The sequence below is a fragment of the uncultured Sphingomonas sp. genome (genome assembly GCF_964237155.1).
Taxonomy (GTDB): domain Bacteria; phylum Pseudomonadota; class Alphaproteobacteria; order Sphingomonadales; family Sphingomonadaceae; genus Sphingomonas.
Genome location: NZ_CAXSHH010000083.1, coordinates 1 through 9,892 on the forward strand (window position 1 = coordinate 1; position 9,892 = coordinate 9,892).

Sequence of the window (9,892 nt, forward strand, 5' to 3'; positions counted from 1 at the left end):
GGTCGTTTGGCGGCGTTCCTTCAACTGGCATGAACATCCACGAGCGTCCGAAGTCTGGAGCAAGGACAACGTTCGCGAATGGCGGCTTGCGGGTCTCGCCGCCCACGTCCCGGCCGCTGATCAAGTCCCTCGAGCTCTCGCGTGTGCCGGGCCGCAGTCGGTTCGAACTCGAGACCCGCTACCATGGGGCGCAAGCGCTGCTCGACGAGGCGGCGTGCGGAAAGCCTTTAATCCCGAGCTCGGCGTCGTCGATTGAAGACGATGGCATACAGCTGCATAGCCGTTGAAGATCATGCCGATGCGCCCGGCTTGGATGTCCACGAACCTCGCGGCCGCGCCGCGCGGTTCGACGGCCGAATTGAACAGCGCGCCGACCGGGCGGATCTCGTCGTCGAGCAACTGAGCTTGCCCGGCTTCTCGGGCAGAGTCATCCGGGCGATCAGGCCTTCAATCCGTGCCGAGCGGGCCGTCCCAAGCGCCGCGCGCGGGGGTGATAGTCCTACTCCCGCCATTACCGCAAGCCCCAGCATGTCCCGGCGCGCGGGACCTGCATGTCGCCTGTCATGTTGCTCGTCAGCCACATCAAAACCTCAATGAGGTTTGCGGGCTTCGCGTGATGTTGCAGGCCTGTCGGCGCGGGTCTAGCGCCGCGCATCGGCCATCGTGCGCATAGATATAACAAAGAATAGGAGAGGATATGTCGACCTTCGATCGCTTCGGCGTTCGCGCCGTGCTGCTTGCCGGTGTCGCGCTGATGCCCGGTGCCGCCTTCGCGCAGACCGTTCCGAGTGATACGCCGACGTCCCAGTCGACCACCCCCGACGCAGCGCCCCCGGGCGAGAGCGACGATGGCGTGGAGGACATTGTCGTCACCGGCCAGACGACGCGCGATCGTCCGCTCATCACCTCGTCCGCGGACATCACCTTCGCGACGCGCGAGGATATCGACAGGCGCGCACCGCGCTCGACCGCGGACATGCTGGAACTGGTGCCCGGCATCTTCGTCGAGGCGACCGCGGGTGAGGCGTCGAACAACTATTCGGTGCGCGGCCTTCAGGGCGGCGGGCAGCGCTTCGTCCAGTTGGAAGAGGACGGCATGCCGATCCTGTACGGCGGCGGCGGCGCGGACTTCTTCTTCCAGCAGGATCTGACGATCGACCGGCTGGAGGCGGTCAAGGGCGGTTCGTCGGGCGTTCTGACCGTCAACGGCGCGGGCGCGACGATCAACTTTATCTCCAAGCGCCCTAACTTCAACGAGTTCGAGGGCGCGGTCCGGCTGACGGGGTTCGATTACGGGCTGAAGCGGGCTGACTTCTACTACTCGGCACCGCTCGCCGAGAACCTGGCGTTCAACTTCGGCGGCTATGTCCAGAGCAGCCCGGGCGTGCGCGACAATCCGTTCGACTATGCGGGCTATCGCATCAAGGGCTCGCTCGAATATCGCTTCCCTAGCGGCGGTTCGGTGCGCGTGTCCGGGCGGCGCGGCGATATCGAGACCGCGTTCTACGCCTCGGCGCCCTATCGCTTCGACGATGGCGATCCCGCCAGCATCCCCGGTTTCGACATCCAGAAGGACAATATCGGCGGCGATGCGTTCAGCGCGATCGCGGTTCCGGTGTCGACCTTCGTCGAGCCGGACGGCTTTCGCCTGTTCAACTATCGCGACGGCATCCGTTCCACCTACAACCAGGGGCGCGTGGACATCGATGCGCCACTGTCAGATTCGATCAGCCTGTTCGCGCGCGGCCGCTACATCGACTATACCTATGACTTCAACGGCCTGTTTCCGGGATCGGGCACCGGCAATGCGGGGCTGGCCAGCGCGGTCAATTACTTGACGCCGAACCCCGCGCTGTCGCCGATCATCGACGTGCTACGCACCGGCTTTGCCACGTTCCCGACGACGACACAGTTCGGTATCCGCAACACGCGCACCGGCGAGGTCATCGGATCGAACCAGACTGCGGCGCTCAACGGGCTGAACGGCAACGGCTTCCTCCAGCGCACGACACTGAACCACGACCGCGTCGACGGGCGCGACCTGGGAATAAACGCCGGCGGTCGCTGGGAATTCGAGAGCGGGAGCATCAAGAACTCGCTGACCGCGGGCGCGATGTACTACAACGTCAAGCGCCGTCAGAACCAGTCGGCGACCGCCAGCGTCGTCAACGACGTGAAGAACAACAGTGACATCTACGACATCGTCGCGTTGGATGCCGCGAACGTCGTGATCGGCGACCTGACCGACAACGGGCTGGTTTCTTATGGCGACTGGGGCAACGGCATTCGCGAGCGCAAGGACGAGACGATCTCGCTCTATGCCAATGACGAGATCGCGTTCGGCGACCTGCGCATCGACGGCGGCATCCGGTGGGAGCGGGATACCGCGACCGCCTTCGACGGGCAGAGCGCCGCGGTGAACCAGGCGGTGAACCCTGCGCAAGGCGGCGTCATCCGTAATGTCGGCTCGACCTATAACGGCGTGCTCGCGGCCGCCAATCCGGGGCGGACGGGCGCGGACGGGAAGATTACTCAGTCCAAGATCTCCTGGACGGTCGGCGCGAACTATCTGATCACGCCTAATCTTTCGATCTATACCCGGTATGCCGATGGCAACCAGACCAACAACATCGATCCGATCACCACGATCGAGCTGTACGAGGCGGGCGTCCGTTACCAATATGGCCGTCTGTTCAGCGGATCGGCGACGGTGTTCCGGACGAACTTCAACGACCAGAGCTACAATTTCGCCAATCCGCTGAACCCGACGCAGCAGCAGAACATCAACGCCGACCTGCGCACCAAGGGCGTCGAGGTGGATGTCGCCGTCCGGCCGGTCCGCTGGTTCTCGGTCGATTTCCAGGGGGTGTTCCAGGACCCCGAGCTGGTGAACCTGCAGATCGACGGCGCCGCGCAAGCCGGGTTCGAGGACAACCGCCCCGAGCGCACGCCCTCGCGGCTTTGGACGGTGACCCCCGCGATCCAGCTGCCCAACGGGCTCGGCGATATCTATGGCCGGTATAAATATGTCGGCAAGATCTTCGCGGACGCGGGTAATGGCGTCGCGCTGCCTAGCTATGGCGTGACCAGCGTCGGCGTGAACATCAACGTGACCGAGCGCTTGCAGGTGAGCGCGAACGCGGAGAACATCTTCAACGTCGTCGGCCTGACCGAGGGCAATCCGCGGCAGGGGCAGACGCAGGCGATCACCGACGGGTTCTTCTACGCCCGCGGTATCGTCGGCCCGACCTATGGCGGATCGGTCACGTTCCGCTTCTGATACCGATTCCGTGAATCGCGACGGGGGTGCCGCGGCCTGGAAGGGACGCGGTGCCCCCTTTTGTTTTGGGAGGCCTCATGATGACGACGATTGCGAAGATGCTGCTGGCGGGGGCGATGACGTTCGCGACCGGGGGCGTCGTGGCGCAAACCCACGCGCCCGAGCTCGCCTATCAGGTGACCGAGGGACAGAACATCAACGCGTTCGTCCGCGACGGCGCGGTGGCGGCGCACCTGTTGCTGCGCAACGGCACCGATCCGCGCATCCTGGTCGCCTTCCCGGCGGGCAATAGCGGCGTCGGGCTGTGGTTCGAGGCGCTTGATCGCCCCGCGACGTGGACGCTGGATACAGCGCCGCGCCCGACGACGGCGCTCGGCGTGCGTGGGCCGCAGCCGGCGATCCTGACCGTCGCGAGCATTGACGCACCCCGGCTCCGCTTCCGCCAAGCGGTGCTGTCGAGCGTGCGGTTTCTGCGCGATTACCAGTCGGTTGGGCGCTTCCCCGCCGAACTCGCCGTCAAGCCGGTCATCGCGGGCGACGTGATCCGCTGGAGCCGTGCGCGGATCGATGGCGCGCCGGGCTATTTGCTCCAGTTGCGGGTGCTGTCGGGGCGGATCGCGGGGGGAGCAATCGTCGCGGTCGGCGGGCAGCCGATCCGGATCGAGATCGTCGCGTCGAGCGGGGAGATCCCGTTCACCGGGCTGGCGACGGGCGAATTGCTCAACGCGCGTGCCGCCGCCGACCCGCTGGCGCGCAACGCGCTGCGCTTTCTCAGCTATCGCGAGAAATTTCTCGCGGGATCTTGGCGGTTCCAGACCTACTTCGGACGCGACACGCTGATGTCGCTCCGGCTTCTGATGCCGGCGCTCCAGCCTCTGGCTATCGAATCGGGGCTGGCATCGGTGCTGGCGCGGCTCGATGCGCGCGGCGACGTGGCGCATGAGGAAGGGATTGGCGAGTTCGCGGTCGTCGATCGCCGCGCGCATGGCGGCAGCGGAGACGCGGCGGTGCTCGATCATGCGATGATCGACGATGATTACATGCTGGCGCCCGTAGCCGCGTCCTATCTGCTCGACCATGCGGCGACCACGGCGCCGGCGTTCCTTGCGCGCCCGCTGGCGAGCGAGGGGGTGCCGGGGACGACCGCGCCGGCGGGCGTTGCGTTGGTCCGTAACCTGCGCTTCGTCGTGGCGACGGCGCGGCCGTTCGCGGATGCGCCCGGCGTCGAACGGCTGATCGCGCTGAGGCCCGGGCGGCTGACCGGCCAGTGGCGCGATAGCGAGGATGGTCTGGGGCGCGGGCGCTATGCCTATGACGTCAACGCGGTGTTCGTCCCCGCCGCGATCGAGGCGGCGGTGCGGATGCTGCGCGCAGGGCTGCTCGACCGATACATGACGGCGGCGGACCGAACCGCGCTCGCCGATGCGGAGCGGATGCTGCGCGTCTGGCGCGCGCGCGCGCCGGATATGTTCCGGGTCGCCATCCCGGCGAGCGAGGCGGCGCCGCGGGTGCGTGCCTATGCGCAAGAACTGGGCGTTCCGACGGACGCGGCGGTGCGATCGCTGGGTAGCGCTCCGCTCGTCTTCCACGCCATCGCGCTCGATGCGCAGGGTCGGCCGGTGCGGATCGTCAATTCGGACGAGGGCTTCGCGCTGATGTTCGCGGAGCCCTCGGCCGCCGATCTCGAAACCTACGTCACCGCGACGATGCGGCCGTTCCCGGCGGGGCTGATGACCGATATCGGGCTGCTCGTCGCCAATGCGGCGCAGGCGGACGTGGCGACGCAAGCCCGCTTCACCCCGGCCGCCTATCATGGTGCGGTCGTGTGGTCGTGGCAGCAGGCGCTGTTCGCCGCGGGGCTGGAGCGCCAGTTGGCGAGGGCCGGCCTGCCGGCGTCGACCCGCGAGGTGCTGACCGACGCGCAGGCGCGGCTGTGGCGCGCGATAGCGGCGACGCGGGCGACGCAGAGTTCGGAGCTGTGGTCGTGGGCGTTCACGGACGGGCGCTACAAGGTGGTCGCGTTCGGCGCGGGCAAGCAGGATGTCGACGAGTCAAACGCGGCGCAGCTGTGGAGCACGGTCTATCTGGCGGTACAGCCGCCGCGGACTACTAGCCGAGCAACAGGAAAGCGGTGATCGTCAATCGGCCTGTCGCCGGGTCCTCGCTTAGCACGGTATCGGAAGCGATCGCGCCGCTGTGGAGCAGCGCGCTGCGATAAAGGACCGCGCGGTTGTAGCGCGCCACGACGCTGGCGACCTGGTCGTACTGCGCGTTCGAGCCCGTCAGATAGCCGGGCGGTGGCTCCATGCCATTGCGGCGCTCGGCATCGAGCGCGGCGAGATAGGCTGGTGCGCGGTCCGCGTCGAGCGTCTCGTAGCCGGTCGCGCGATGGCGGTAGAAGGCGGTGCCGTCGCGGTTTTCCGGATGGAGATAATGGACCAGCGCGATGCGCTGCGGATCGACCGCGTCGACATGCGGCAGCCGCTGCGCGCGCGTCAGTTGCGCGGGCGGGGTGGTGACCATCGCATAGCTCGCATCGATCAGCGACAGCGGGCGGGTGTGTCCGAATACGCCTGACAGCGTGGCGGCGAGTGCGGGGCGGATGCGCGCGAAATAGTCGGGCGGAAGATCGGCGCGCAGGCCGGGATAATGGTTGCGCGCGGGGTTGAACTTCGCCGTTGCGGCGTGGGCGCGCAAGGCGTCGGGATCGGGATGGAAGCCTTCGACAATTACGATCGGCTGTGCTTCGTGGCCGATCCGGCGCGCGGCGATATCGGGACGGATGCCGCCCGCCGTCATGCGCCGATGATCCGCGCGAGCGCGGCATCGTGCGACGGCAGCGTCGGGGCGGCGCGCGCGATGATGTCGGCGAGGCCGCGGACCTGCGCGGTGTTGGTCTCCTGCGGTATCGCGTCGGCGAGCGGGTTGTAGCCGGTCGCCTCGAACCCCTGGCCGTCGAGCACCGCGAGCCAGCTCGCCTCGCGGAACAGCTCGTCGGGATCGAGGATGATGCGGCCCGAGCGGCGATATTGCGCCTCGCGCTCCACGAGCGTCTCGGGGAGGGGCATCGTCCGGCAACGGCGCCACAACGGATCGTCGCGCCCGCTGGTGGCGTGATAGTGGAGGATCAGGAAATCCTTGATCCCGTCCATGTCGCGCGCGAACACGGTGTTGAACCGGTCGGCGAGCGCGGGATCGCAATCGGCATCGGGGAACAGAGTCAGCAGCTTCGCGATGCCGCTTTGGATCAGGTGGATGCTGGTCGATTCGAGCGGTTCGAGGAAGCCCGAGGACAAGCCGATCGCCACGACATTCCCACGCCACGCGCGCCGCCGCGTGCCGGCCCTGAACCGCAGCATCCGCGGTTCGGCCAGCGCCTCCCCGTCGAGGTTCGCCATCAGCGTCGCTGCCGCTTCGTCGTCGCTGATATGCGGCGAGGCATAGACATAGCCGTTGCCGGTGCGGTGCTGGAGCGGGATGCGCCATTGCCACCCGGCGGCGCGCGCGGTGGAGCGCGTGTAGGGCGTGGTCGCCGCGACGCGCGCGCACGGCACCGCGACCGCGCGATCGCAGGGAAGCCAGTGTGACCAGTCTTCGAACGCCTCCCCCATCTCAGCTCCGATCAGCAGCGCGCGGAAGCCGGAGCAATCGACGAACAGGTCGCCGTCCAGCCGATCCCCCCGCTCGGTCGTCAGCGCGGCGACGAAGCCGGTATCGGGATTGCGCTCGACGTCGCGCAGCTTTCCCTCGATGCGGCGGACGCCTTGTTTCTCGCTCAAGTCCCGCAGGTACTTCGCATAGAGCCCGGCATCGAAGTGGTAGGCGTAGCCGAGCGTCGATAGGATCGAGCGCGCATCCCCTGCGGGCTTGGCGAACCGGCCGTGTGTCGCCGCCTGCGTCGCGAGCGAGAGCGCGGAGAGCGGCAGGTCCAGCCCCTCGGCGCGGGCCTTCAACCAGCGATGGTGGAATGCCACGCCGGGCAACGCCGCGCCGAACTGGCCGAAGGGATGGAAATAGCGGTGGCCTGGCTCGCGCCAGTCGACGAACTCGATCCCAAGCTTGAACGTCGCCTTCGTGGCGCGGAGGAATTCGGGCTCGTCCAGCCCGATCAGCTCGTTGAACCAGTGGATCGTCGGGATGGTCGCCTCGCCGACGCCGACGGTGCCGATCTCTTCCGATTCGAGTAGGGTAATGTGCACCCGCTCGCCGAAATTGCGAGACAGCGCGGTCGCGGCCATCCAGCCAGCGGTGCCGCCGCCCAGGATCACCACGCGCTTTATCCGTCCGGTCCGCTCCATGGCGCGCAGCGATAGCTAAACCGGTCGTCTCGCGCCACTTTCTCACGTGATTTCTGGATGGCGCTTTGTTCCCCGACATAGGTCGCGAGAGCACCGTCAGACCAAATGCGCCGGATAAGAGTGCCCGGCTTGCTCCCGATGTGTTCAGGCCTCGTTCCTACTCTGACTCGGCTGTCAGGGCTGCGGACTCATCGGCTTGTTCCCCGGTTTGCGGATGATCGCCTCATCAGGGGGTAAGCAATTGGGGATGGATCTCGCCCACTGGCCGGCTGGTGCGGTTGCTTCGACAATGCGTTCGACGGGCTGGGCCAAGCGTCCTTCGCATGGCTCGACATGCCCGAAGCGATTGACGCGTACCGGCTTGTCGCGGGATTCTTCAACCGGCATCGGGGCACGACACAAGGTTCGAGGGTAAGACGATGAAGCTTTCGCGTTCGCTGATCGGGGTGCTGCTCGCTTCGGTACTGGTCGCCAGCCCGCTGACGGCTCAGCAACGACGGTCGCCGGCAGATATCTATGGCGCGCTGTTCGCTGCGGTGCAGACCGGGCGCGTATTCCCCGACGGTAAGACCTTCGTCGATGCGGTGCCCAAGCGCGCGCCCGAGGCAATCCTGGCGGACTATCACCGCATTGCGCCGGGCACGCCCGAGGCCTTGCGCGCGTTCGTGCTGGCGAACTTCACCGTGCCCGGCGTCAACGATCGCGGGGTGGCGGGGCTGCGCAGCCACATCCGCAATCTCTGGCCGACGCTGGTGCGTCAGCCCTCACAAGTGGCGGCAGGAAGCTCGGCTTTGCCGATGTCGGCACCCTATGTCGTTCCCGGCGGGCGGTTCCGCGAAATCTATTACTGGGACAGTTATTTCACCATGTTGGGGCTCGCGGTCGACGGGCAGCAGCCGCTCGTCGAATCGATGCTAGCCGACTTCACCGAGACGATCGAGCGCTATGGCCATATCCCCAATGGTATGCGGACCTATTATCTCGGCCGCTCGCAACCGCCGTTCTTCGCCGCGATGCTCGACTTGTCGAAGGACAATAATCCCGTGCTCGCCGCGCGGCGGCTGTCGGCGCTCAAGCGCGAGCATGCGTATTGGATGAAGGGCGTAACCTGCCTCGATGCGACCGGCGCGTGCGACCGCGTGGTGCGGATGACCGACGGCACCATGCTGAACCGCTATTGGGATGATCGCCCGCTGCCGCGCGATGAATCCTACGCAGAGGACCTGATCACCGCGACGGAGGATCCATCGCGTTCGCCAGAGACGATGTACCGTAATCTGCGTGCCGGGGCGGAAAGCGGATGGGATTACAGCAGCCGCTGGCTCGCCGATCCGCAGCGCCTAGCGTCGATCCGCACGACCGATATCGTGCCGGTCGACCTGAACAGCCTGATGGTCTTGATGGAAGAAGCGATCGCCAAGAGGTGCGTCGCCGCGAGGGACACCAGGTGCGGGAAGCAGTTCACCGAGCTGGCCGCGAAGCGGCGCGCAGCGCTGAACCGCTACTTCTGGGTTCCCAAGGAGGATCGTTACGCCGATTGGGACCGGATTTCCGGCGTACCGACGCCGCGCGTCTCGGCCGCGATGCTCTACCCGCTATTCGCCGGTGTCGCTTCGCCGCGACAGGCAGCAGCGGTCGCGATGACGGTGCGCCGCACGTTGCTAGCGACTGGCGGGCTGCGCACCACGCCGCTGCGCACGGGCCAGCAGTGGGACTCGCCCAACGGGTGGGCGCCCCTGCAATGGATCGCGATAGCCGGTCTGGAACGTACCGGCCAGCGCGAGCTCGCACGCGAGGTGGCGTCCCGCTGGATCGAAACAGTCGAGACCGCTTACGGCGAGACGGGCAAGATGCTCGAGAAGTACGACGTTGAGCAGCGGAAGCCCGGTGGCGGCGGCGAATATCCTACCCAGGACGGCTTTGGTTGGACAAACGGCGTGGCAAGCGCGATCCTTGAACGATATCCCGACATTACAGAAAGTAACTAGCGCGACGGGCTCGTGCAATCTGCCTGCGTCATCGATGCCGCTGGCGTATCGACGATGGCGCAACCCACGAGATCGTCGTGAACGAGCGACCGCGGCGTGCAAGCGGGTACAATGGCAATATTGGGGATGCCGCACCCTACCACCGCTAATGAGCAGGTGAACAAACATCCGGAATGGGGGAGCTATCGGGTATCAGCAGATGTCCACTTCTAATTTGTTTCGTCACGCGCGGCCATGCGCTATCCGGCGATAAGCTTTTCAATGCGCTCCCGGGCGGATGCCATGGCGGCATTGTCTTGCTCAGGTCCGTAGGCGATGCCCTCAGC

The 9,892-nt window shown here is 66.4% G+C and carries 6 protein-coding genes; 4 read left to right on the forward strand and 2 right to left on the reverse strand.

The window, feature by feature from the left end:
- From ACFE71_RS13440 to ACFE71_RS13450, 3 genes are all read left to right on the forward strand, one after another.
- Positions 1 to 287: hypothetical protein (locus ACFE71_RS13440; protein ID WP_375429285.1), on the forward strand; the 287-nt coding region annotated here is incomplete at its 5' end.
- A gap of 410 nt (positions 288 to 697) precedes the next feature.
- Complete coding sequence (locus ACFE71_RS13445; RefSeq protein WP_375429286.1) at positions 698 to 3,280, forward strand: TonB-dependent receptor domain-containing protein; 2,583 nt, start codon at positions 698 to 700, stop codon at positions 3,278 to 3,280.
- Positions 3,281 to 3,360: 80 nt separating this feature from the next.
- Positions 3,361 to 5,415, forward strand: coding sequence for a hypothetical protein (locus ACFE71_RS13450; protein ID WP_375429287.1), 2,055 nt, complete (start codon positions 3,361 to 3,363; stop codon positions 5,413 to 5,415).
- Here ACFE71_RS13450 and ACFE71_RS13455 read toward each other — a convergent pair.
- Entirely contained in the window at positions 5,390 to 6,079 is a 690-nt protein-coding gene (locus ACFE71_RS13455; protein ID WP_375429288.1) for a DUF6445 family protein, read from the reverse strand. The two genes, ACFE71_RS13450 and ACFE71_RS13455, sit on opposite strands and share 26 nt — an antisense overlap.
- Entirely contained in the window at positions 6,076 to 7,578 is a 1,503-nt protein-coding gene (locus tag ACFE71_RS13460) for a tryptophan halogenase family protein (protein ID WP_375429289.1), read from the reverse strand. Before ACFE71_RS13460 ends, ACFE71_RS13455 begins: the two co-directional genes overlap by 4 nt.
- A gap of 419 nt (positions 7,579 to 7,997) precedes the next feature.
- On the opposite strand from ACFE71_RS13460, the gene treF reads away from it, so the two are divergent.
- Entirely contained in the window at positions 7,998 to 9,566 is a 1,569-nt protein-coding gene (gene treF / locus ACFE71_RS13465) for an alpha,alpha-trehalase TreF (RefSeq protein WP_375429290.1), read from the forward strand.
- Positions 9,567 to 9,892: the final 326 nt, after the last annotated feature.